The organism is Acidovorax sp. JG5 (assembly GCF_017939685.1).
GTDB lineage: Bacteria > Pseudomonadota > Gammaproteobacteria > Burkholderiales > Burkholderiaceae_C > Acidovorax.
Genome location: NZ_JAGKSE010000023.1, coordinates 1 through 24,092, shown reverse-complemented (window position 1 = coordinate 24,092; position 24,092 = coordinate 1). Strand labels below are relative to the sequence as shown.

The window sequence follows — 24,092 nt, the reverse complement described above, 5'->3', positions numbered from 1 at the left end:
CGGCACCCTCCGTTGTGGGATCAGAGGATCTTCGCCCGGCGCAGCCGCAGCGCGTTGCCGATCACCGAGACCGAGCTCAGGCTCATGGCCAGTGCCGCGATCATGGGCGACAGCAGCCAGCCGGTAAACGGGTACAGCAGGCCCGCGGCCAGCGGAATGCCGAGCGCGTTGTAGACGAAGGCGAAGGCCAGGTTCTGCTTCATGTTGGCCACGGTGGCCACCGACAGCGCGCGTGCCGTGGCAATGCCGCGCAGGTCGCCCTTCACCAGGGTGAGCTGGGCGCTGTTCATGGCCACGTCGGTGCCGGTGCCCATGGCGATGCCGACATCGGCGCGCGCCAGCGCCGGGGCATCGTTGATGCCGTCGCCTGCCATGGCCACGGTACGGCCCTCTTTTTGCAGGCGCTCCACCAGCGCCAGCTTGTCGGCGGGCTTGACCTCGCCATGCACCTCGTCAATGCCCAGCCGCTGGGCCACGGCGCGCGCCGTGGTCAGGCCGTCACCCGTGGCCATCACCACGCGCAGGCCGGCGGCGCGCAGGGAGGCCAGGGCTTCGGGCGTGCTGGCCTTGACGGGGTCCGACACGGCCAGCAGCCCGGCCAGGCGCCCGCCTGCCGCCAGGTGCATCACGCTGGCGCCCTGGCCGCGCAAGGCCTCGGCCTGCGTGGCCAGCGGCGCCACGTCCACGCCCGATTGCTGCATCAGCACGGTGTTGCCCAGCGCCAGCGCCTGCCCGGCGACGATGCCGCGCACGCCGATGCCGGAAGCGGAGTCGAACTGCTCGGGCTCGGTCAACGGCAGGCCGCGCTCGCGCGCCGCCTTGACGATGGCCGCTGCCAGCGGGTGCTCGCTGCCCTGATCCAGGCTGGCGGCCAGGCGCAGTACGTCGTCTTCGGCAAAACCGGCTGCGGCCACTGCGCGCTCGAAGGCCGGGCGGCCCTCGGTCAGGGTGCCGGTCTTGTCCACGATGAGGGTGTCGATCTTGCGCAGGTTCTCGATGGCCGCCGCGTCGCGGAACAGCACGCCATGGGTGGCGCCGCGCCCCGTGGCGACCATGATGGACATGGGCGTGGCCAGGCCCAGCGCACAGGGACAGGCGATGATGAGCACCGCCACGGCGTTGATCAGGCCATACACCCAGCTCGGCTGCGGGCCAAAAAATCCCCAGCCAAAAAAGGCGAGCAACGCAGCCGCCACCACCGCCATCACAAAGTAGCCGGCCACGGTGTCGGCCATGCGCTGCATGGGCGCGCGCGAGCGCTGGGCCTGCGCCACCATCTGCACGATCTGCGACAGCACCGTGGCCGCGCCGACATGCTCGGAGCGCATGACCAGCGCGCCGCTGGTGTTGAGCGTGGCGCCGATGAGCTTGTCGCCCACGCGCTTGGTCACGGGCAGCGGCTCGCCGGTAAGCATGGATTCGTCGAGCGCGCTGCTGCCTTCCTCCACCACGCCGTCCACGGGCACCTTCTCGCCGGGGCGCACGCGCAGCCGGTCGCCCACATGCACATGGGCCAGGGGAATGTCCTCCTCGGTGCCATCGGGCGCGATACGGCGCGCCGTCTTGGGCGCCAGGCCGAGCAAGGACTTGATGGCGGCCGAGGTCTGCGAGCGCGCCTTCAGTTCCAGAATCTGCCCCAGCAAGGTCAGCGAGATGATCACCGCCGCTGCTTCAAAGTACACCGCCACCCGCCCCATGGATATGAACGAGTCGGGGAACACCTGGGGCGCCACGGTGGCCACCACGCTGTAGCAAAAGGCGGCGCTGGTGCCCAGGCCGATCAGCGTCCACATGTTGGGGCTGCGGTTCACCACCGACTGCACTCCGCGCACCAGAAACGGCCAGCCCGCCCACAGCGCAATCGGCAGCGTAAGCACCAGCTCGATCCAGCTTTGCACGGCCATGTTGAACCAGCCCAGCTGGTGGCCGAACATCGCCAGGAAGGTGACCACCACGGTGAGCGGCAGCGTCCACCAGAAGCGGCGCTGAAAGTCCACCAGCTCGGGATTCGCTTCCTCGGTCAGTTCGGGAATCAGCGGCTCCAGCGACATGCCGCACTTGGGGCAATTGCCGGGGTGGTCCTGCCGGATCTCGGGGTGCATGGGGCAGGTGTAGATGGTGCCAGGGGCCGCAGGGGCCTGTGCCGATGGCGATTGCGGGCCATGGCCGTGGTGCGTGGGGCCATGCGCGTGGCCTGGCGTGGCGGTATCGGACGGGTTCATGCGGGCCTTTCTGGGTGGATGGGCTGGTGCGGTGCGCGTCTTTAGCGTGCGGCTTCCATGCGGGTGACGAAGTAGCCGCCACTTTGCCGCTCGACCCGGAACAGCACCTTGTCGCCCGGCTGGAAGGGCGTGAGCATGCTGGCGTCGTTGACGCGGAACACCATGGTCATGGGCGGCATGCCCAGGTTCTTGATCTCGCCATGGCGCAGCGTGACCTTGAGCGTGCGCGGGTCCCAGCGGGTGATTTCGCCTTCGCTCAGCGCACCCTGGTCGGCCGATGTGCTGTCAGTGGCTTCCTGTGCGGTCGGCGCGGTGGGAGCGACGGCAGGGTGGTGGCCTTCGTGCTCGTCCGCAGGCGCGGGGGCCTGCGCCAGGGCCGAGCCCAGTGCGCTGGCGAGCAGCAGGGCGGCGGTGGAGTGGGCGAGTGTTTTCATGACGAGGCCTTCTGGTGGTAGCTTTTGAAAACGCGGGTGCCGCCATCGCGTGCCACCAGCAGCACATCGAAGGGGTCGCGGCGGTTGCCGTACACCGCGCCATCCATGCCGGGCGAGCCCACGGGCATGCCCGGCACCGTGAGGCCCAGCGCCTTGGGCTTTTGCTGCAGCAGCGCGCGCACATCGCTGGCGGGCACATGGCCTTCGATCAGGTAGCCGCCCACCAGCGCGGTGTGGCACGAGCCCAGCTTTTGCGGCAGGCCCAGGCGGGTGCGCACCGCGTTGTTGCCGGTGTCGTGGATGGTGAAGCTGAAACCGTTGGCCTCCATGTGGGCGATCCAGTCGTGGCAGCAGCCGCAGCTGGGGTCTTTCCAGACCTCGATGGCGGTGCCGGTGGCGGCGCGCACGAGGCGCGGCGCTATGAGGGCTGCGCCGGCCAGGGGCAGGGCCGCCATCAGCAGGTGGCGGCGGCTCAGGCCGCTGTGGGTGGTGGTGGTGGTGGTGGCGGCAGAAAAATCAGTGGTTTTGAACATGGTGGAGTCCTTCGATGTGAATGGAAAAACTTGCTTGGGCAGCTCAGCGGCTGCGCGGCCGCACGGTGATGGTTCCGGTCATGCCGGCCTCGTAGTGGCCGGGGATCAGGCACGCAAAGTCAAAAGTGCCGGGCCGGTTGAAGTGCCAGACGATGTCGCCGCGCTGGCCTGCGCGCACATGGGCCATGTAGGGTGCGTCGTGTTCCATGTCGGGAAACTTCTGCATCATCTGCGCATGCTGGTCGAGTTCGGCCTTGCTGCCCAGCACGATCTCGTGCAGCGCTTTGCCCTTGTTCTCGGCGCGCAGGCGCACGGTGTCGCCTTCCTGCACTTCAATGTGGCTTGGCGTAAAGCGCATGTCGTCGCTCATGCGCAGGGTGATGGTGCGGCGCACGGCTTTGGCATCGCCCGCAATTCCCCAGTCCTTTTGCTCCTTGGCCACGGGCGCACCCGAGGCATGGTGGGGCATGCTTTCATGGCCAAAAGAGGTGCTGGCGCTTATGAATAAAGCGCAAGTAGCTATCAATTTAATAGTTTTCATGGTATTTGAGGAGGGTGGGGTTTAGTGCTGGTGGCCGCTGGGTGCGGGCTTGCGCGCGGTGGCCGCGCCCGGGGCGGTGCCCGGGGTGTCGGTGCGCGCGGGGCGTGGGGTGCTGGCGGGCGCGCCCTGCCATTCATAGGCCACGGTGCCCGCAGGGTGCTTGAAGTCACCCGGGTCGCGGTAGTCGCCCGCGCTCTGGTTGGCGCGCACCTTGAAGGTGGTGAACATGCCGCCCATCTCCAGCGGGCCAAAGGGGCCGGTGCCCGTCATCATGGGGAAGGTGTTGTCGGGCAGCGGCATCTCCATCGCGCCCATGTCGGCCATGCCACGCTCGCCCATCACCATGTAGTCGGGCACGATTTTCTGGATCTTTCCCACCAGGCCCCGGTGATCCACGCCAATCATGGTCGGCACGGCGTGCCCCATGGCGCCCATGGTGTGGTGGCTCTTGTGGCAGTGCAGGGCCCAATCGCCGGGCTCGTCGGCAACCAGCTCGATCTGGCGCATCTGGCCCACGGCCACGTCGGTGGTCACCTCGGGCCAGCGCGCGCTTTTGGGCACGGGGCCGCCGTCGGTGCCGGTCACTTCAAATTCGTGGCCGTGGATGTGGATGGGGTGGTTGGTCATGGTGAGGTTGCCCACGCGGATGCGCACGCGCTCGCCCTGGCGTGCCACCAGCGGGCTGATGGCGGGGAACACACGGCTGTTCCAGCACCAGATGTTGTGGTCCAGCATGGTGTTGACCTTGGGGGTCATGCTGCCGGGCTCCACGTCAAAGGCGTTGAGCAAAAAGGCGTAGTCGCGCTGCACCGTGGCAATTTGCGGGTGCGCGGCCTTGGGGTGCGTGATCCACAGGCCCATCATGCCCATGGCCATTTGCACCATCTCATCGGCATGCGGGTGGTACATGAAGGTGCCGGGGCGGCGCGCCACAAACTCGTAGACAAAGGTCTTGCCCGGCTGGATGGCCGGCTGGTTGAGCCCGCCCACGCCGTCCATGCCGTTGGGCAGGCGCTGGCCGTGCCAGTGGATGGTGGTGTGTTCGGGCAGGCGGTTGGTGACGAAGATGCGCACACGGTCGCCCTCGACCACCTCGATGGTGGGGCCGGGGCTTTGGCCGTTATAGCCCCACATATTGACCAGGAAGCCGGGCGCCACCTCGCGCACCACGGGCTCGGCGACCAGGTGGAACTCTTTCACGCCGGCGTTCATGCGCCAGGGGGTGGTCCAGCCATTCAATGTGACCACCGGGTTGTAGGGGCGGCCCGTGGGCGGGTGCAGCGGCGGCGCGGTGTCGGCGCTGGTCTGCAGGGCGGGCTCGGGCAGCGCGGCCAGGGCCACGCGGCTGACAGAGGCGGCAGCCACAGCTGTGGCCGCACCGGAGAAGAAATTGCGGCGGTTCATGTCAGTGGCCTTGTGGGGTGGATGTGGCTGCGGCGCCGGATGTCAAACCTTGCAAGGCGCCTGGGGATGTGCCGGTGAGTGCGAGTTGCAAATCCGTCTCGGCCAGCCAGAAGTCGCGCTGGGCTTCGATGGCGCCCGCCACTGCCTGGGTGCTGGCGCGGGCTTCGGCCAGCAGCTCCCACACGCTGGCCAGCATGCCGTTGTAGCGCAGGGTGGTCTCCTCGGTGATGAACTGGCGCAGGGGCACCACCTCGGCCTGCTGCTGGCGGGCCAGGTCGAGTGCGGTGCGGTAGGTGAGCCACGCGGCGCGCACCTCGCTGCGTGCGCGCACGGCGGTGTCTTGCAGCTGGGCGGCGCTTTGCTCTACCTCGGCCTGGGCGCGGGTGCGGGCGGCACCGCCCCAGTCGAACAGGGGCAGGGGCAGGTCCAGCTCCCAGCCGCGCTTTACGTCGCGCTCGCCCGTCGCTCTTTCGGTCGTGGTGTTGCGGGTGTAAGCCAGGCCGATATCGCCAAACACGGCCCCCACACGGCTCCAGCCTTGTCGGATGGCCTGGGTGTCGAGCTGGCGGCGGGCAGCCTGCACATCGAGGCGCTCGCGCAGCGCGGTGGCTTCGATGCCGTCCGCAGGCAATGCAGTGGCGGGCAGGGCGGGTAATTGATCTGCCAGGCGGTACTGCGCCTGCAGGCCCCAAACGCCCAGACGGCGGCTGAGCTGCTCGCGCTCTGTGGCGGCGGCCAGGCGAGCGCGGGCCAGCTGGGCGCGGGTTTCGTGCAGCACGGCCTGTTCGCGCGCCAGTTGCAGGCGGCTCCAGTTGCCCACGCGCGCCATGCGGCGGGCCAGCTCGGCACCGGTTTCGGCGGCCTCGGCCATGCGCTCGTGCGCGGCGGCCACCTGCTCGGCAGCCACGGCACGCAGCCAGGCGCGGCGCGTGTCGGAGGCCAGCGTGACCACTTCTTGTGCGGTTTGCAGCGTGGCAACCTGCATGCGCTCGGCCTGCCGGGCGGTGCGCCAGGGAAGGGTGACGAGGTCCAGCAGGCTGAAGCTCAGGGTGCGCTCGATTTCGCGCTCCTGGCTGTTGGTGAATCGCCCCAGCGCCAGGTGCGGGTTGGGTAGCGTGATGGCCTGCACGCGCTCGGCATCGGCCACGCCCAGTGCGGCCAGCCTGGCGTGCAGGCCGGGGTTGTTGAGCAGCGCAATGCGCACGGCAGCGTCTTGCGTGAGGGGCTGGGCCAGCCAACCCTGGATGGATTGCTGCGCCTGGGCGCGGGCGGCTGGGTCGGCAGCGGGCAGGGCGGCTTGTACACCACCGGTGCGGCCCGCCGTGAGCGCAGCCACGTCGCCGCGCAGGCCGTCGGGCGAAACGCTGGCACAGCCGGCCAGGAAGGCGACAGCGCCCAGCAGGGACAGGCGATGGATGGCGCTCATGGCTTGCTCCCCTGCATGGGCATGTGCTGGTGCGGTTGCATGGGCTGGGCGCCATGGCCTGAATGCGGCGGGCTGCCAGTAGATGGCGGCGCACTGGTCGGGGCCAAGGGTGGCTTGGCTGCCGATTGCTGCTCCCACGCCAGGATGTCGGCGTGGCCGCGCGGGAAGGCGGCGACCGCGTCATGGGCCTCGCGCCAGGCGTTGGGGCTGGGTGCGTCGTTCCCCAGCGGCATGGGCGTCATCCCGAGGTGAACCAGCGGGGCGCCAGGGGCATCGGGGTTGGCCGCATCCCGCATGGAATCGGGGGCCTGGGCTAGCGCGATCAGCGGCGTCAGCAGCGCCAGACATGCCGCATGTCGGGGCGAAAAAATCAGTGAATCAGGGGCGCGCATGGCGATCTCCAGACAACGAACAAAACGTTGCGCTACCGCCCGATGCGTACGCATCAGGCCATGGCAGACGCACTTCGGGCGTCGGAGATCAGGCGATGGGTGGTTTGATGGTGCGCGCCGCTTGCACACTGGCAAACGGGACGCTATTGGCAGACCGCACCGCACCACGCAGGTGCAGGGGCTGCGCTGGCAGCGTGGGTGGCGCCAGCATGGCCGAATGGCAGATGTCGCAGTCAGCGCAGGCTGGGCTGTGCTCGTGCGGGTTGCATCCGTTGGCGGGCGTGTCGTGGCAGCTGGCCGGGGCTGCTGCCTGATGGGCATCGCCATGCTCTGCGTGCAATGTGTGTTCCGCGTGGCTCTCGGCTGAGCTCGCTTGCATCTGCAGCATGGCACCCTGCACGGCTTGCACCGGCAGTGTGGGCATCACCCCGGCGGCCATGGCAGTGCCCATGAGACCCCGAAGGACCAGCATGACCACCAAAGCCAGGGACAGGATGCGACGCATGGGTGAATGATAGGCGCAAGCGCGAAAAGGTTCCGTGGTGCTGGGGGGCAGCCCTTGTTGCGTTGGGCTGGTGCCGCAATCCAGCGGCTACACCGCCATGTAGCGCCCGGGCCGGTGGTTCATGGCCAGCACCAGGTTCAGCGCCACGGCGCCGGCAATGGACCAGAGCACGCGCACGGGCTCCACCGACCACAGCGCCAGCAGCACGATGCAGCAGTCCACGGCCATTTGCACCTTGCCAGCGCGCCAGCCGTAGCGGTCCTGCAGATACAGGGCCGCAATGCCCACACCGCCCAGGCTGCAGCGGTGGCGAAACAGCACCAGAAAGCCCGTGCCCGTGATCAGGCCGCCAGCGATGGCGGCATACAGGGGTTGCAGCTGCGAGAACTGCAGCAACTGCGCCTGCAGCTCGGTCAGTACCGACAGCAGCAGCACGGCGGCAAAGGTCTTGAGCGTGAACTCACGCCCCAGCTTGCGCAGGGCCAGCCAGTAAAACGGCAGGTTGAGCACGAAGAAAATCTTGCCAAAGCCGATGCCCGTGGCGTAGTGCAGCAAAAAAGCCAGCCCGGCCGTGCCACCCGTCAGCAGCCCGGCACTGGTGAAAAACGCCACGCCCACCGAGATCAGCAGCACGCCGGTGAACATCGCCACCGCGTCTTCGGTGGCGGTGTGCGGCACGCTGGCGGCGGGCGGTGTCGTAGTGGGGGCGGGGGCAGTGGTCGGGCGGGTCATGGCAGTCGGGCGGGGCGGGAGTGGATTGGAGCATGCAAGGGCGGTGCCCGGCTTGCTTTGCGTCAACCCTGGGCGTGTCGGGTGGGCTGAGTTTGCAATGAAATTGATAGCTGCTAGCGATTATGTAGTAAGCGCTTGAGCGTGTTTTGTGCAGTGAAAAGATCTTTCTGGTGACGCAGGCCGGGGCCATCTGGCAAAACCCTGAAACGCTACTGAAGTGATAGCTGCTTGCGCTTTGCAGTCAAGCGCTGGATCGGTATTTTGTTTCAAATGCCGCGGTGGCGCGGACGCTATGATCCGCCCATGCTCTCCCACCTGCCCGGTTATTCGTTGCCCGAGCGCCTGTGGCGCACCGCACGGCGCTGGGCGCTGGCCTGGGGGCGCATCGTGTACCTGGGTGCCGTGGTTCTGGTATTGGTGCTGTCGCCATCCAGTTACACCCGGGCGGCCCGCCGCACGCTGGCGCGCCATATCTACCTTGATACAGCGCCCATCCTGATGGGGTTCACGGTGCTGGCAGCATTGCTGGCCCTGGTCATCACCCGCATTGTGGTGGTGACGGCGCTGAGTTATGGCTTGTCGCGCTATGCGCTCGAAATGGTGATCCGGGTACTGGTGCTTGAACTCATTCCGCTCACGGCCACGCTGTTCGTGGCGATGCGCTGCACCATTCCCCAAGGCACGCAACTGGCGCTGCTGCGCCAGTCGGGCCACTTTGACGCGCTGCGGGCCCAAGGTGGCGACCCGGTGCGCATGGAGCTGCTGCCGCGCGTGGTGGCCGGCGTTTTTGCCAGCATCACGCTGGCGGCGCTGTCGTGCGTGGTGGCGCTGGTCATGGCCTACCTTAGCGTGTATGGCTTCAACCTGGCGGGCCTGCCCAGCTACACGCGCATGTTCGGCCATGTGTTCTCGCCGGCGGTGACGCTGGTGTTTGTGCTCAAGACGCTGTTTTCCAGCCTGGCCGTGGCCTTGATTCCCACCACGGCCGGCATGTACGACGCGGGCGACGGCGCCGCGCCCGACTCCGAGCTGGGCGGCCTCGCGCGCATGTTTGCCGTGCTGCTGCTGATCGAGGTGGGCTCGCTCGTCGGCAACTACTATTGATATCGATGGCCTTACCGAACCCTTGCAGCGCTCCATGACAGAACCAACCCCTTCTTCACCGCCGCCGCAGCAGCCCCCGCTGGTGGAGCCGCTGCGCCCGGTGGCCCATCTGCAGATCAAGGCAGCGGCGTTGCTGTTGTTCACGCTGGCGCTCATCGTGGGCTCGGGCCTGTACCTGCTGTATGCGCGCGGCGCCTTCGAGCCCACGCAAACGCTGGTGCTCACGGCCGACGACTCCGAAGGTGTGGTGGTGGGCATGGACATGACGTTTTCGGGCTTTCCGATTGGCCGCGTGCGGCGCATCGAACTGTCGGACGACGGCAATGCCCGCATCGTCGTGGACGTGCCGCGCAAGGACGCGCACTGGCTGCGCCAGTCGAGCGTTTTCACGCTGGTGCGCGGCATCGTGGGCGGCACCAACATCCGCGCCTACACCGGCATGCTCAACGACCCGCTGTTGCCCGATGGCGCCGTGCGGCCCGTGTTGCGCGGCGACGCCACGGCCGAAATCCCCCAGCTCATGGCAGCGGCACGCGAGCTGCTGGGCAACCTCAACACCCTCACGGCCCAGGACGCCGCACTGGGCAGCAGCCTGGGCCAGCTGCAACAACTGGCCGCGCGGCTCAATGGGCCGGGCGGCGCGCTGGGCGTGCTGATGGGCAACGAAGCCGACGCCAAAAAAATCGTGGCCACACTGGACCGCACCAATGCCTTGCTCGCCCGCCTCGACGGCATGGTGGCGCGCGCCGACCGCCAGGTGTTTGGCCAGGATGGCAAGGACGCCCTGGTGCCCGAGGTGCGGGCCACCGTGGTGCAGCTCAATGGCCTGCTGGCAGAAACCCGCGCCAGCCTCAAGAAGGTGGACGCGGTGCTGGTCGAGGCGCAGGCCATTGGCGCCAACGCGCGCGAAGCCACCACCGACCTGGGCGCCTTGCGCGCCGAGGTGGAAAGCAGTCTGCGCAAAGTGGAAAGCCTGGTCAACGAAATCAACCGCAAATGGCCCTTTGCGCGCAACACGGAGCTGCAACTGCCATGACCATTGCCGCCGCATGGACGAAGGGCGCTTTCCGCTGGGGCGTGCTGTGCCTGGGCCTGGCCCTGGCGGCCTGTGCCAGCGGCCCGCCCACCCCCGAATGGCAGATGAACGCCCATGGGGCAGCGCAAAAGGCCCAGAACGCCTACCTGGCCGGCGACAACCGGGTCGAGCAGCTGGAATGGAACCGCGCCCGCGAAGCCTTGGCCCGCACCGGTCGCCTGGACCTGCTGGCGCGGCTGGAGCTGCTGCGCTGCGCCGGGCGCGTGGCCAGCCTGGTGTTTGAGCCGTGCGCAGGGTTTGAAGCGTTGCGCCAGGATGCCGCTGCGCCCGAAAAGGCCTACGCCGATTACCTGGCCGGCCAGCTGGCCGCGCTGGACGCGGCGCAATTGCCCGCCGCCCAGCGCAGCGTGGCCCAGGCCGTGCAAACAGATGCTGGGGCTCCGCTTTCCGGCATCGAGGACCCCCTGTCGCGCCTGGTGGCAGCGGGCGTCTTGCTCAAAACAGGCCGCGCCACGCCGGCCACCCTGTCGATCGCGGTGGAAACGGCGTCGGCACAGGGCTGGCGCAGGCCCTTGCTGGCCTGGCTGATGGTGCAGGCGCAGCGCGCGCAGGCCGCCGGTGATACCGAGGCCGTCGCCAGATTGCAGCGGCGCATCGCCATCGTGGAGCGCGGTGGCAGGCCGGATTGACGGGGGTGCTGCTGGCGGCGGATGCCGTCGCCAACGGGGTTGCTTCAATACGTCTGGTCAAGTCCGCCACAGCGGGAGTGGTATGGCTTATTCGAACACCCCGGTCAGCAACAACTGGTCCAGTTGGCTGGGCAAGTGCGTCGTGGAGTCGGCCGATTGCACTACAAAGTCGGGCAACAGGCCCAGCACAGCAGCCAGCACAGCCAACACCACCGTGAGGGTGAATGCCACGATGGCGCGGGTACCTGGTTGAAAGTGGCGGCGGTTCATGGCGCGAATCCTCAACAAAAGAAAAGGATCCGGAGGTCCCAATGACCCCCAGCGAACTTCAATGGCTTTTCGGTGAGATTTCAACAAGCCGTGTCGGTTCCGTCTGTAAGACAACGGCGAAACCTGTGACTACAGAGGTGAAGTTACGTGAGGTTGCAAACCCGGGCACGTAAAGCGAGTGGCTGACTGACCTGGACGTCTGCCCTGCAGGATCTTATTGGCAGCAACTGCGGGATCGGCGAAAAGAAAAACGGGCCAAAAGGGCCCGTTTTTACTGTATCAATGGCGGAGAGGGCGTCACTGAATTTTCATTCCGCCATTCTCCAAAACAGCTGCGTATTCAATGAATTCAACGGGTTACGCCGAGGCGTTCGTCCGCCATTCTCCGCAGGATTCCGCGAGGTAGCAGCTGATTTTGATATGCGAGTTGATAGCTAAGGGGATTCATCAACCCTTCCTGACTCACAATTCCAGCATGGCTATCCACAAACTTACTGACCTCAAGATCAGAGCCAAGATCCGAGAGATCGAAGAACTCGCTTTCAGCACCCCCAAGAACGCACTGCTTGGCGATGGTCAGGGCCTAACCCTCGCGATTGCCAAGAATGGCAGCGCAAGTTGGCTTTTCAGGTACATGGATCATGGCAAGGCCAAGTCGGTAGGCCTCGGAGCCTACCCTGCAACTTCTCTCAAAACGGCCCGAGAGAAAGCCCAGGCCCTACGCGATGCCCGCGCGAACGGTACTGACCCAGCTGCAGCCAAGCGGCAGGAGGCCCGAGAGCAGCAACTTCAGCAAGCCAAGGCCAAGACATTTGAGGCCTGCGCCACTGAGTTCATCGAGTTTTCCAAGCCTGCCTGGAAAAACGCCAAGCATGCCCAGCAGTGGACCAACACCCTGACGCAGTACGCCTACCCGGTGATCGGCCAGTGTGCCATCGGAGACGTGGACTCCGATCACATCGTTGAGATCCTCTCACCCATCTGGCAAAGCAAAACAGAAACTGCTACCCGGCTGCGCGGACGCATCGAGGCTGTACTCGACTGGGCAACAGTCAAAGGATGGCGCAAGGGCGACAACCCCGCGCGGCTCAAGGGTCACATGGAATATCTGTTGCCTAAGGTGCGTATCGGAACCAAGAACCACCACGCCTCGCTGCCCTATGAGGAACTACCGAGCTTCATGGCAAAGCTGCAAGGTGAGAGCGGCATGGCCCGCTACGCACTGGAGTTCCTGATCTTGTGCGCCTCGCGGACCGGTGAAGTCGTCGGCGCGCGCTGGGATGAAATCGACCTCGCCAAAGCTATCTGGACCATCCCCGGCGAGCGCATGAAGGCTGGCAAGGAACACCGGGTGCCGCTGGGCAAGCGCGCGCTGGAAATCCTCGCCACGGTCAAGCCATTCTCGGGCAAGCAGTTCATCTTTATTACCGGCAAGAAAGACGTGGCTATGTCCACCATGGCGATGTCGATGCTGCTGCGCCGCATGGACCATGGGCATGTCACGGTCCACGGCATGCGCTCGACGTTCAGGACCTGGGCCGGCGAGCGTTCCGGCTATCCCTTCGAGGTGTGCGAGCACGCGCTGGCACACCGACTCTCTGATGCCGTCGCAGCTGCGTACCTGCGCTCGGACTTTTTTGCCAAGCGCACATTACTGATGGCTGATTGGGAGAAGTACTGCTTTTCTGCTTGCACGCAGGATTGACAGCTCTTGCGAGGCAGTAATTTGCCGCGCTAGAATTCAGTCACTTTCAAGAGGGCGCCGGTAGCAACTGGCGGGCACTGGCTGCAAGGCCGGAGTCGGTTCTGAGAAGGCATCAGCCTGATATTCCCCCAACTGTGCCCGTGACATGTCATGGGTGAACGGTGAGCCAAACGACTTGGTCGTTTGCCAGCAGAGCCCGGTCAATTTCCTGACCGTCTGACTGGTGCTAGCAGCGGCAGATGCTTGAGGTACGAGTACGAATTCAACGTTGCATGGAAGCCTGGCAAGGCTTCGATGCTTGTTCGCAGTTTCGTCTTTCGCACCCAAGGAGTCCCCTGTGAGAAATCCCCCCAAGGCAGAACGCCTCCAAGCCTATTTGCGCGCGTTGCGCCAGCCCTGCACGGTGCTGGTCAGCGCGTCGCACGCAAGCTTCTTCAAGCCCGCCCCCCGGGACGCACACGCCTACATCGTTCAAGATCCGGCACGGCCGTGGGTGCACCACTGGACGCGGCGCGATGGCACGCATGTTGTCTTGGACAAAAAGCAGTCGCAGCGTTGCCCTGGCTTCTCCGGCAAGGTCGCTGTGCACATCAAAGATCTGACCGGCAAGGCAAAGAAGAAGGCGCCACGCTATTCGACGTTGCTCACCGTAGGCGTTCCCATCGAACGCGAACCGGAGGATCCACCCGCCATTCGACTCATCGGAATCGAGCGGGTCATGGCGATCGTGGGATTCCAAAAATCTTTCATCTACGCGCAGCCGGACTTCCCCGAGCCTGTGCGCTTGGGGCCTTCTCGTCGCTCAGCAGTCCGTTGGGTTGAAGCGGAGGTTCTGGCCTGGTGCGAAAAGCTCATTTCTCGCCGCAGTACAGCGGCTAAGCGTGTCCCCAGCCTATCGCAACTTTGATGAAAGAAATACAAATGACCTCGCCGAAAAATGAATGGAAGCAGATCTCCATGTACAACACCCACACTTGGGCCGAAGCGTCCAAATGGAAGCTTCGTGAGCGTCGATTCCTGATTCCTTACCTGATTCCGGAAGCTGAGACCATCTTGTTCTTGGCTGACCCTGACGTGGATGTGCAGACGTTTGCAAACCTGCTTGCGTTCAGAACCTCGCTGGGCTTGCCGGTGGAGCCGTTTACTTCGCCCAAGGCATCTCCTGTACTGGCCATTTATGGGCCCAGACAGGATCTTGAACAGGCAATGAAAACTCTGCACCGCATCGACAAGGCCTGTGCCTGCGCAAGCAGTGATGTATCCAACAAGGACGCGCTGGGGAACTTTCGTTTTTATCACGCAGAGGCAGAAGCAGACGAAGCAACTTACCTTGACACGTCTACCGGGCAGGCAGCGTTACTCGCATCCATCCCCAAGGGCTGCAAGCTCATCGTGATTACTGATCTCGCTACTTGCTTGTCACCGAACGTCAAGGACCGGGACAGCAGTCTGTCGGTACTGACAAAAAAGCTCAACAGTGCAGGAGTGGCCGTGGCCATCTTCGAGTCTGCTCTGCCTCGCACGAGCATCGGTGCTCAGTTTGTTACCAAGTCCAGTTGCATCGTTCGTCTCATGTATGACGAGGCGGCGCCGGCCGAGGTGGGCGGAGGTTTTCATCTCGTGCGTAAGAAATTCGACCCATACGACACCGCTGATGTGATCCCCACCCGGATTCAGTTCTGGTCGACCACTTTGGGTGGAAAACTCGAATGGGGTTGGACCTTCCGTGATGAGCAGAATCAGCAAAGCAGCAAGCAGGTGGCCATCATGGAGCGACGGATCAAGGTTGCAAACCTGCTGGCAGCCAAGAAGGAGCAGAAGGAAATCGCAGCTCTGTTGGATGTTCATGCGGCCACGATCTGCCGTGATGTTGCTGTAATTCAAGCCCAAGAGGGCACGTCGTTGGTGTCGCCTGTACCTGTTGAGGCACATCCAGTCGCAAATGATGGTGGCCTTTCAGCGTTGGAGGAGGAATGGGGCGCGCGCACTGGTCAGACGCTGGCCGTAGACCATGCGGGGCATGCCCCTTTGCCGGTTGAGAGAGAAGCTCCTCCGCTTCAGCGGCGTCAAACTGGACGAGGCATTGGCATGGCGCCGATCAACCTCAAATGCGATGAAAGTATTGAGTCCGAGTTGACTGCGCGTGAGCATGACCAACCTCATCGGACGATGGCAACTCAGCGTCCACGTCCTGCGCGGCTTGCCAATTCCGCACCGCCTTTTTTCGGAGCTAGGCCCTCGCGCCGTCGCCCGACCCGCGGCGTTGGCACAACTCCCATCAATCGCAATGGGGATGAGAGTTTGGACTCTGAATTGACATCGTCGGGTGCGCCGTTGCCCCAATCTGAAAGTCAGGTGCAAGGGGGAGAGGGCCATCAAACCTCCTCTAACGACTCTGAATAGAGAAGGGGAGATGCGTGCTTTGCAGGCCTGCAATTTTGCAATTCTGCAATCCGGGTGAGGGCGCTGTTGGCTGGAGAGATGCCGGTTGCGGGGTGCACGAGTGAGGAGACCGTATAGCGCCTGTAAAGCTAGTCAGTCGCTATACGAGCCGACATTTGTTCGCAATTTGACAGCTCACCAATCAACCAGTCGCCCTGGACTGCTTTCACCATGAATCCCCAGCATCGCGTCAATACCATCATCCCATCAAAGAGCTTCGTAGCACAGAGCTTCAAACCGCCCACCTCCACATCGGAGGCTCAGGACCGCCCGCTTTGCAGCCCCCACTTTGATCGTATCGCCGTCTTCGGCGGACTGCATCACAAGCCAATTGGGGAACTGTTCTACAAGCTATATGAGGACGAGCCTGTTGCCGTGGGATCGGCTGCATTCAAGCCCAACCGCAGCCGCGCGCCGGATGACGTGTACATCCGTTCACGCGATATCGAGGGGCGCAGCAACCCCATGGCCAACAAGCTAGAGTTCAACTGTTGCCCACCGCAAATCCTTCAGGGGCACAACTTCTTCGGCCATAACTCACTGCAGGATTACGTGACGGCGATCTTCGAGCAGCAGGTCGACAAGTTCAACCTGCGCCCCAGCGCCGAGGAACGGCATCGCTGGCATTATGGTGATGTGGATCTCAGCCATGTGCACCTCTGCGCAAACTTCTGGTTTCCAGAAGGCTCGCAGCGCATGGCCATCGACGCGATAGATGCCAACAACGTCGAAGGCAAGCACCGGGACGACGAAACCTGCATCAGTCTGGGCTACAACGGTGATTCTCGCTCCGAGTACCGTTCCGTCACGGCGTATGACAAGCATGTTCTGCTGTCCAAGCTGTGGAAGAGGCCGGGGCACTACCAGTCCCGCATTTTGCGCACTTCCCGCCGCTCGTTTCGCGTCGAGATCAAGTTGTTTCGCCGCCTGCTCAAGGAACAGGGGCTTGCCAAGGTACGCGACTGGCGCAATCAGGACGTGTCCGCGCTGTACTTCAAGTATCTGGCGGCGTTCAATATTGCCAACTCGTTCCAGCCGCTGCTGACGCCGGATGAATGCACGGGGCTGAAGCGAGGAGCGTTGAGGGCCTACACGCTCTGGCTCAACGGTGAAGACCTTTCGCGTCACTACGGGCGCACCACTGTTGCCAAGTACATCAAGGAAGTTCGGGGCACGATTGGCATTGACATGGCGGCCCATCGCCGACCCGAGAAGCTGCCGCCGCTGAACCTGGCTGAACTCCTGGTACCGGAGAACGTCGTGCCGGTGCCGCGTTGGGGCATAGAGAGTGGCCGTTACTGGTGGCCCGGTCGCGCCGAAGAGGAGTACGGCGCGCGCTTGTTGCTGCCTGACGAAGCTGCGCCCGAGCCACCACAAATCTGGACGCCCGACGCGGGGGACTTCGTGTACGACGAAGAGCTTGACCGGCTGGCACTCTGATCGCTTAGTCGCTGCTGAATCGGCACTGGATGACCTCCACGCAATTTGTTGATCGTCATTGGCTATCAACAACAAGGAGGTCCATCATGTCCGTTCGTCTATGTCGTTGGGGCAACTCAGTTGGCCTGCGGTTGCCCAAATCTTTGCTGCAAACGGCAGGGCTGGCCGCTGGGGGCTACGTCTCTTTGCGCGTCCTGGATAACGGGGATATTCGCGTGCGGTCGATGAACGGCAGTGTCCCAGCAGAGGCCATTGCTGAAACTCCCGCCCCGCAGGCGGCCGATGCTGGCGACGGCTGGGGTGACCAATGGTGAGGGTGTTGCTTCGCGTCTTCGACGAGCCCGGGGGCCGACTGTGGATCATCGGACAACCCGTCAACGTCGCCCTGCGTGACCTTGGGCATTTGCTTGTGCGGGCTACTTTGCTGAGTACCGGCACCGCTTGCTTGTAATCCTGATGCAACGTTAGCAGCTGTGACGCTATGTACCTCGTTGGCACCTCTGCAATTTCACTTCCGAGTACCGCATTCAGACACCCCCACTTACCGCTGTACAGACATCAGCAGCTTCAATAGAATGGGAGTTGGTCGCGCGTCGGCCAGCCCGCTCACACTGGCGAAGCCGTTTCGGCAACGTGTTCCGCAGCAATTGCGGAATGGCCTCGTTGGCAGCCTTGTTCTGCCATGCAGACTCATTGTGTGGGCGCATTGATGTCGCATGGCATAACCAAGGAGCCAATATGACGGCCTCATTTACCATTGCCCAAGTTGAACGTTTCAAGCGCGAAGCCAAACGGCTACATCGCGACACCAATATTTCTCATAGCCAAGCATTGGATCAAATAGCAAGTGCCAATGGCTATCGCAATTGGTCATTGCTTGCGAAGCACAGCGATGCACACGGTACACCCAAAGCGAAGAATGCGCGTCCGCCGTTCCGATTTATTCGCACGCCGGAAATAATGCGTTTGGCCCTGCTCAAGGTGCCAGAGCCTCGCGGCTGGGGTCACCCCACCAGGACCGATTACGCACAGCAGCAAGTAGAAGATCTTTCGTCAGCCTTCACATCTCCGCAGAATGCAGTTGAGTTCGCAATCGACTACGTGACCTGCCTGCTAACAGTCCCGCGCTTTAAGCTCTACTCAGCAGCTCCTGCCTACTGGGAGATGCGGTCATGGTTACCCTATTCCTGTCATTCTGTTGACGATGGCACGCACATCCTCGTGAATCGCAGCTATAAGCCGGTAGGGCAAGTAAGTAAGGAGTGGGCGAACTATGCGGAATTCCCAAACCTTCACGCTCACTTCGCGAACGATCTCCGCAGTAACTTCACAGCCCAAGGCTCTAGCGATGGATATCTTTTCAACGACGGTTGTCCCCCTTGGCATTCCCGAGTTGATGCGACCGCCTACTTGGATCGTCTCCGTGTCCTAAATCAAGTATTGAATAACTACAACTGACAAGATCAATCACCTGTGTTGGTGAGATTCACCAACACAGGATTGGACTCGTAATTGGCTACGGTGCGCGAGTCAACAGCCATTCGCTAACTATCGACAAGTGCGTGTTATCGATAGTCAGCGGTGATATCAGGTGCACAGGCCTGCGACGACAATTACCGCGCGCTATGAGCAGTTGCCGAGATGGTGAATCTGATGGGGTATGGCTGCAAGCCCCGAAATGATGCTACAGCCCGCAGGCCGTCACCAAGGCGCGCTTTATGGTTGTCCTTCCGGCGCCACTTGCATTCTTAAAAGCGTCGGCGGCGAAATCAATATTTTTCGCTGACTTAAGAATCCCCTCAAAGCGAGATACCGATATATCACGATCTTCATTCGCCTTCTTGGCTACGAGTTTCAGAATATCCAACAGCGCCTGGATACCGACAGTCTTCGTAATATAGGAGTCTTTGGGAGCATTTCTCCAAAAAATATTCTCGCATGCGTCAAGATAGTTGCGCGTCAATATGTAGAGCACCTCATCCTGGCCGGCAAGATATAGATCTCGTAGCACCGAGCGATCAACCCGGCCTTGGGCGAGAACAGAGCGAGGTTTACGGCTGCCTTCTAGCATAGCAGCTGTGTCACGCTTCGGGTTGCTACTTATCAGACGGAGAACACCGTCAACAATTACAGCCGTGGATACTCTCCAATCCGCATCTGCCCCCAAGGCCTTGAGCTCTTCATCCGTCTCCGCAGCGATTACAACGCGCCCCTTAATAGGTGATTCGGGGTCCGTGCCAAGCCTGCGAGCAATGAAAACAGCAAGCTTATCCGGACTCCACTCCTCTGGGTCTTCGTCCTCAAGGTTATAGCCAAACAATTCATATGTCTGACTTTTGTCAACGGCCTTCTGTGTGGAGTTGATAGTGGCAAAAAGTTGGGCCTGGAACGGCTTTGGCAAACCAAGGAACACAGAGCAAATCAACTGCATTTTCATGCGCTCAGGATCTTTGACCTGCGTAAAACCAAGTAATCGGTGTTGTCCGTCGATGATTGCCGCTAACTTTTCATTTGTTGGGATCGTTAAGACCGCGCTTCCATTGGCACCATCGGCAATGCTCCACCGTGGATCAGGTGTATCTATTTTTGCTGTCTCGTCAGGACCTGATTCAATCAGACCATCCTCCTGCCGAAAGTTTGCTGCTAGGATAATAGTGTTAGGAAATGCTGAGTCTGCACGAGCTATGTACTCTGCGATTTGCTGAAAGCGTTTCTCCTGCAATGGGCGTTGCGTACCCTCAAGAACATAGATACTGCGTTCTGCTTCCCACTTGGCGGTTAGCTTGTCGCTGTACGAGACTTGAAGGAGAACTTCGGCGGGTATAACCGCAACGTAGTACACGCCAATTGGCTGAACCACTCGAAGAGCCGGCACACTCAATGGAAATGTGACCATGTTGTCCTCTCAGCGTTACTTTGTCTTGTAATCGGCGAGATTGCCCGGTAGTGTCTTAGTCACTGCGCCACCGGTTGGGGCGTCGGGATCCCTCAGTCCCGGAGACTTGGCGTTGGCTAACCACCATACCACCAAGGCTGCAACGGATGCGAATGTCCAGGGCCAGATGCCCGCCTGACCGGAGCCTACGCCAGCGGTCGCAAGGACGGCGCCGACGAAGGCTAGAAACAGAACGAATTGAGCCAATGCGCGCAAGGCTTTGCTCTCCGACTCTTCGATAATGAGCTGAGTACATGATGTGCCCACTAGCGCGAAGAAAAAGGTAATGAGCGATGTGATAAGTCCGTCAAGCGGGTCTGGCGCTCCTTGTGGTCTAGTAAGCTTGAAAAGTTCGACCCACGTTCCAACGCCACCCACCCCAACAACTATCGCTAAGAAGAAGATGACAAAGGTAGGGTGCTCGATAGGCTCAACCGCACGTAGAGCTAATTCACGTCGCAGCGCCGCCCAGCGCCGAGTCCAAGCTTTCGATTCCGTTTCCACGGCATCCCCTCATTGTTGGTTCTATATATTCTTACCAATTGCGGTCACAGTTTGTTCCGGCTTCAGGAAAACTCCATGTGCGCGGCGCAGCAGTTCACCCGGCAGCTTTATAAGCATATCGCCTTGCCCCAGCAGGTTCTCAGCACCAGTTTCATCCAAAATAATGGTGGACTCAGTCCCCTTCTGAACCGTTAAGGCAATCCGCCCTGGGATATTGCTGCGAATGAGGCCCGTGAAGATTTTCGCGTCTGGTCGCTGCGTGGCGAGCACTAGGTGGATGCCTGCAGCTCTGGCTTTCTGCGCTAAGCGGGCGATAAGCGGTTCAATGCTCTGATCTTGCATGACCAAGTCGGCCATCTCTTCAATGCACACGACGATGTAGGGTAGTGCCTGGCCCTTGCGACGCGCATCGCCAATGCTGTTAACGCCGAGACGGTTGAACATGCCATAGCGCGTGTCCATCTCTACTACCAGTTCCTCAAGCATCTCCCGTGCCGCAATCACCTCGGTCGCGATTTCATCGCGATAAAGATTCGGAAGCTTGGCATACGGCCGAAACTCCACCTGCTTCGGATCGATGAGCGCAAGCTGAAGGGTGTCAGGCGTATGACGTAACAGAAGAGACAACAGCAGCGAATGTAGGCAAACGCTTTTGCCTGAGCCCGTCGTTCCACCAACCAGTAAGTGCGGCGCAGTAGCCAGATCAAAGCTGAGGTCTTCGCCGGTGACTGAAACGCCAACATAGACCATCAGCTGATTCGGGTCATACGCGCCGGAATGCGCCCATTCGCGTAGCCGCTCAACGCCGACAGTCTTCCACGTGTTCTTTGAGCGAGGAAGGTCGATAAATACAGTTTTTGCTTCGTCGCCGTTAGCAACAGTCGGCAGAGCCTCGCCCAAATTCATGGCCAGGCCCAGCTGCGACATACTGCGCTTTAACTTCGCGGAATCGGACAGATTCATAAGCAGCACGCGATAGCGCGTGATTCGAGGTCCATGGATGGCATCTTTGACCTGAACCTTGATGCCCAGCTCGTCAAGCGCCTTCACCAAGGTCGTCGACGCATCTTCCGGGGCCTTTCCGCCATTGACGTTCGCATCTTCGCGTGTCTTCATAGGCTTGCGGCTCGAAACCTCCGGCATGTCCGACCGACGCTCAACCAGCGTTTCAATGAACTTGTCGTAGCTCTCATCGCTTGCCTTCCAGTCCGACCAAAGCGAAAGCGCACCTCGATGCCAGTGAGCTCTGATTGCTAGGCGAAGCCCATCCATGGAATCAACAACGGATCCGCCGTGAACCTGGGATTGGGTCACAATCAAGCCCACCCACGCGCCGATGTTCTCGGGCGTGAAGAGTGAGGAGGCCGGGATGTCGCGGCCTTGGCCATCAATAGTTGAATCGGGTAGCTTACCCATCGCCAGAGAGCGCCCGATTGCCAGTCGCGCTACCTGAGCCTTGGTCTCGAGGGCAAGGTGTTGTCGAAGTTGATCTGTGTAGCCGTCAGCTTCAAGGCTGGTCTTGTACCGAGAGCTAAGCGCCTGCTGGAGGTCCAAGTCGCTCATGCGGCACCTCCAAAATACTTGTTCGGAATCACAGTCGTTCTTCCCATGCCGTCGCCAACGTCTTCGTGCATAAGAAGGAAGGTTGCGCTAACGTGTTTCTTGATGCGCTTGAAGAAGTCCGAATCGATCTCCTCGTCTTGGGACAACAGGATGACCTGCCGACTTTTATTGCCAATCCAGAAATTCAAGATGTTTTGACGGTGTTTGCTGTCCAAGCGTCCCAGCGGCGTATCAACCACCAGCGGAGCCTTAACCTTCGATACTTCGGCCAGGCCGGCGATCAACGCTGTGGCGAAGATTTGGTTCTCGCCCGCAGACCTGTCGAACGAAATCTCTGTGTTGGTCTTACTGAGGACGCGCGTCGTGCCGTCACCGTCGATGACGATGCGGGACACCTGCGTCTTATGGGCCAACTGCTTGTACACCCGGGTCATTGCGTCGGAAAGCGCCTTAACCTTGAGCGGGAACAGCGCGGGAATGACCTCGTCGATTACTGCACGCACGCGCTCGGACTTATTTAGCAGTTGACGGACGGGACTGGTCTCATCGCGTCGCTTGGTCTCCTGCTGATACCGAGAGCGAGTATTGTTGACCGTGACTTCAAGGCCAATCACTTCGCGGTCGTCGTCGCGGATGTGAGCCTCCATATCGTCGATCTCCTTCGAGACACGGTTCAGATTCTTCTTCAACTCGGCAAGAGTGCCGTCACGGTCGATGCCCTCGACCCGGGAAATCTTGCGATTGAGTTCTTCGATGCGGGAATTTAGGTCGCGCTGCTTGCCCAAGAGCTCAAGCACTTCTTGTTGACCCACATCGATGGAGTCGAGAAATGACAGAGCCCGTTCGCGCAGGCTCTCATGTAAATAGCTATGAGTGATTTCGTCCGCGCAGTTCGATGGTGGCGGATGAAATAGCGAAGCCCAAGCGGTTTCGATACGGCCCTTGATAGCTGAAACCTGTGCGTCGGTCAGGTTCGGCGAGATTTCAGGCGTGCTCACGCCAAGGAACGCATTCTCGAACTGGGCGCGCTTGGGCTGCAAAGCCCGGCACTCGGCCTGCCAATCTGTAAGGGCCACTTCGCGCTGCAGCTGCGAGCGGAAATCCTGCAGGAGGCTCTTGGGCATCAGATGGAAGGGCAGCTTGTCAGCCAAAATGCGTTCCAACGCCCTCTGTACTTCGCGCTGACCACCGCGCAACTGCTCACGCTCTTCGACGAGATCCTTGACTGTCGCAATATCGCCACCGCCACCGCCGGCAGCCGTGATGCGCTCGAAAAACGAGCTGCGCTCGGCCTTCAGTTCTTCAAGGCGCTGTCGGCTTTGTTCCGCATCGGCTCGTAACCCATCCAGCTTGGCTTCGTCCGCGGTTAGAGCTTCCAGCATGCGTTCGATGTTCTGGTCATCGACATTGGCAATGCCTGAACGCTTGCTGCTTTCGAAGCCTTTGAGGCGCTCGGCCAAGTTGCGCAGCAGTACGACGCCCAATAGACCTTCCAGACCTTGCTTAACCTGCTCGACACGGTTCTGATCAGCTAGCTTCTTGACCTCTTCACCGTCGAAAAAGAAGAACGGCGCCACATGTGCCGGTACGAAATGATCGTCCAGCATGTCAGACAACAGGAAACCGGCCTTCCCGTCAGTTTTAGGGAGGCCGGGTATGCCACGCGTGACTTCCCGAACGACGGTCTCATCCTCAAGCCAGACGCCCGTGGATGTTCGGAAATACCAGCGACGCAGGATGTCGATGCCCTTGGTCTTTGTCTTCTGTACGACCACACGTACGGACATGACATCTTCGCTGTCACGGCGGGCTTCGCCATTAAAGGCGCGCTCAAGGAAGGACGGGTATCCCTTGAATGCGTCGGTCTTGAGGCCGGCGCGGGCCAGGTGGACTATGGCGTCTTTGCCATAGAGGCATAGATACAGCGCCTCCAGCACGGAGGTCTTCCCATATCCATTAATTCCCCCGATCAGAACAATGTTCTGTTCGCCTTCAGGCTCGGGGAAGCTAAATTCGGCGTGCCGATAACTCTTGAAGTTTGTCAGCTCAATCTTTGAAATCCACAAAGCACAGCCTCCCTCTATTTTTTATTCCATGGCGCCTAGAATTTCTTCAAAGCGCCCGTTAATGCCCGCCGCTCGTTCTTGGTGCTGACGCTCTCGTTGGAGCGCAACTAAGGATCTATCCGTAAATTAAACTATGTTCCTGAGTCGCC

23 protein-coding genes are annotated in these 24,092 nt (G+C 61.6%); 9 read left to right on the top strand and 14 right to left on the bottom strand.

The window, feature by feature from the left end; genetic code table 11:
* Window positions 1-20 precede the first annotated feature (20 nt).
* From J8G26_RS16310 to J8G26_RS16270, 9 genes are all read right to left on the bottom strand, one after another.
* On the bottom strand, window positions 21-2,222 hold the full coding sequence (locus tag J8G26_RS16310) for a copper-translocating P-type ATPase (protein ID WP_210570196.1): 2,202 nt from the start codon (window positions 2,220-2,222) through the stop codon (window positions 21-23).
* Window positions 2,223-2,263: 41 nt separating this feature from the next.
* Window positions 2,264-2,656, bottom strand: coding sequence for a copper-binding protein (locus J8G26_RS16305; RefSeq protein WP_210570195.1), 393 nt, complete (start codon window positions 2,654-2,656; stop codon window positions 2,264-2,266).
* Window positions 2,653-3,111 carry a DUF411 domain-containing protein gene (locus J8G26_RS16300; RefSeq protein WP_210570219.1) on the bottom strand — a complete coding sequence of 153 codons (459 nt, stop codon included), beginning with the start codon at window positions 3,109-3,111 and terminating at the stop codon, window positions 2,653-2,655. Before J8G26_RS16300 ends, J8G26_RS16305 begins: the two co-directional genes overlap by 4 nt.
* A gap of 121 nt (window positions 3,112-3,232) precedes the next feature.
* The gene (locus tag J8G26_RS16295) at window positions 3,233-3,730 is read right to left on the bottom strand and encodes a cupredoxin family protein (RefSeq protein ID WP_210570194.1); all 498 of its coding nucleotides are present in this window, start codon (window positions 3,728-3,730) and stop codon (window positions 3,233-3,235) included.
* A 21-nt stretch (window positions 3,731-3,751) separates the two neighbouring features.
* Complete coding sequence (locus J8G26_RS16290; RefSeq protein ID WP_210570193.1) at window positions 3,752-5,134, bottom strand: copper oxidase; 1,383 nt, start codon at window positions 5,132-5,134, stop codon at window positions 3,752-3,754.
* A gap of 1 nt (window position 5,135) precedes the next feature.
* Window positions 5,136-6,560 carry a TolC family protein gene (locus J8G26_RS16285; RefSeq protein WP_210570192.1) on the bottom strand — a complete coding sequence of 475 codons (1,425 nt, stop codon included), beginning with the start codon at window positions 6,558-6,560 and terminating at the stop codon, window positions 5,136-5,138.
* Window positions 6,557-6,952: a hypothetical protein gene (locus J8G26_RS16280; protein ID WP_087745079.1), complete on the bottom strand. Its 396-nt coding sequence runs from the start codon at window positions 6,950-6,952 to the stop codon at window positions 6,557-6,559. Before J8G26_RS16280 ends, J8G26_RS16285 begins: the two co-directional genes overlap by 4 nt.
* 88 nt (window positions 6,953-7,040) lie before the next feature.
* Window positions 7,041-7,457: a hypothetical protein gene (locus J8G26_RS16275; RefSeq protein ID WP_087745081.1), complete on the bottom strand. Its 417-nt coding sequence runs from the start codon at window positions 7,455-7,457 to the stop codon at window positions 7,041-7,043.
* 87 nt (window positions 7,458-7,544) lie between these two features.
* Entirely contained in the window at window positions 7,545-8,189 is a 645-nt protein-coding gene (locus tag J8G26_RS16270) for a YitT family protein (protein ID WP_210570186.1), read from the bottom strand.
* 303 nt (window positions 8,190-8,492) lie between these two features.
* Here J8G26_RS16270 and J8G26_RS16265 point away from each other — a divergent pair, with 303 nt between their 5' ends.
* From J8G26_RS16265 to J8G26_RS16255, 3 genes are read left to right on the top strand one after another with little or no spacing between them, the layout of a single operon-like run.
* Window positions 8,493-9,293, top strand: coding sequence for an ABC transporter permease (locus tag J8G26_RS16265; RefSeq protein ID WP_087748232.1), 801 nt, complete (start codon window positions 8,493-8,495; stop codon window positions 9,291-9,293).
* Window positions 9,294-9,327: 34 nt separating this feature from the next.
* Window positions 9,328-10,329, top strand: a complete 1,002-nt coding sequence (locus J8G26_RS16260) for an MlaD family protein (RefSeq protein WP_087745085.1) — start codon at window positions 9,328-9,330, stop codon at window positions 10,327-10,329.
* Window positions 10,326-11,018: a hypothetical protein gene (locus J8G26_RS16255; RefSeq protein ID WP_210570185.1), complete on the top strand. Its 693-nt coding sequence runs from the start codon at window positions 10,326-10,328 to the stop codon at window positions 11,016-11,018. Before J8G26_RS16260 ends, J8G26_RS16255 begins: the two co-directional genes overlap by 4 nt.
* A gap of 87 nt (window positions 11,019-11,105) precedes the next feature.
* On the opposite strand, the gene J8G26_RS16250 is transcribed toward J8G26_RS16255, so the two are convergent.
* Entirely contained in the window at window positions 11,106-11,288 is a 183-nt protein-coding gene (locus J8G26_RS16250; RefSeq protein ID WP_087745089.1) for a hypothetical protein, read from the bottom strand.
* 475 nt (window positions 11,289-11,763) lie between these two features.
* Between J8G26_RS16250 and J8G26_RS16245 the strand changes: the two genes are divergently transcribed.
* From J8G26_RS16245 to J8G26_RS16220, 6 genes are all read left to right on the top strand, one after another.
* Window positions 11,764-12,993, top strand: coding sequence for a site-specific integrase (locus J8G26_RS16245; RefSeq protein WP_135149251.1), 1,230 nt, complete (start codon window positions 11,764-11,766; stop codon window positions 12,991-12,993).
* Window positions 12,994-13,330: 337 nt separating this feature from the next.
* Window positions 13,331-13,900 carry an AlpA family phage regulatory protein gene (locus J8G26_RS19650; RefSeq protein WP_349238330.1) on the top strand — a complete coding sequence of 190 codons (570 nt, stop codon included), beginning with the start codon at window positions 13,331-13,333 and terminating at the stop codon, window positions 13,898-13,900.
* Between the two features lie 14 nt (window positions 13,901-13,914).
* Window positions 13,915-15,396, top strand: a complete 1,482-nt coding sequence (locus tag J8G26_RS16235) for a hypothetical protein (protein ID WP_210570184.1) — start codon at window positions 13,915-13,917, stop codon at window positions 15,394-15,396.
* Window positions 15,397-15,606: 210 nt separating this feature from the next.
* Window positions 15,607-16,875, top strand: a complete 1,269-nt coding sequence (locus J8G26_RS16230; protein ID WP_135149878.1) for a phage/plasmid replication protein — start codon at window positions 15,607-15,609, stop codon at window positions 16,873-16,875.
* 86 nt (window positions 16,876-16,961) lie between these two features.
* Complete coding sequence (locus J8G26_RS16225) at window positions 16,962-17,189, top strand: AbrB/MazE/SpoVT family DNA-binding domain-containing protein (protein ID WP_196995831.1); 228 nt, start codon at window positions 16,962-16,964, stop codon at window positions 17,187-17,189.
* Between the two features lie 424 nt (window positions 17,190-17,613).
* Window positions 17,614-18,333, top strand: a complete 720-nt coding sequence (locus J8G26_RS16220; protein WP_210570183.1) for a glyoxalase superfamily protein — start codon at window positions 17,614-17,616, stop codon at window positions 18,331-18,333.
* A gap of 226 nt (window positions 18,334-18,559) precedes the next feature.
* Here J8G26_RS16220 and J8G26_RS16215 read toward each other — a convergent pair whose 3' ends face one another.
* The 4 genes from J8G26_RS16215 to dndD are packed head-to-tail and all read right to left on the bottom strand — an operon-like array spanning window position 18,560 to window position 23,943.
* Window positions 18,560-19,771 (bottom strand): DGQHR domain-containing protein, encoded by a 1,212-nt coding sequence (locus tag J8G26_RS16215; protein ID WP_210570182.1) that lies wholly within the window; start codon window positions 19,769-19,771, stop codon window positions 18,560-18,562.
* A gap of 15 nt (window positions 19,772-19,786) precedes the next feature.
* Complete coding sequence (locus J8G26_RS16210) at window positions 19,787-20,314, bottom strand: hypothetical protein (RefSeq protein ID WP_210570181.1); 528 nt, start codon at window positions 20,312-20,314, stop codon at window positions 19,787-19,789.
* A 21-nt stretch (window positions 20,315-20,335) separates the two neighbouring features.
* Window positions 20,336-21,877, bottom strand: a complete 1,542-nt coding sequence (locus J8G26_RS16205) for a DNA translocase FtsK (protein WP_210570180.1) — start codon at window positions 21,875-21,877, stop codon at window positions 20,336-20,338.
* Window positions 21,874-23,943, bottom strand: coding sequence for a DNA sulfur modification protein DndD (gene dndD, locus J8G26_RS16200; RefSeq protein WP_210570178.1), 2,070 nt, complete (start codon window positions 23,941-23,943; stop codon window positions 21,874-21,876). Before dndD ends, J8G26_RS16205 begins: the two co-directional genes overlap by 4 nt.
* Window positions 23,944-24,092: the final 149 nt, after the last annotated feature.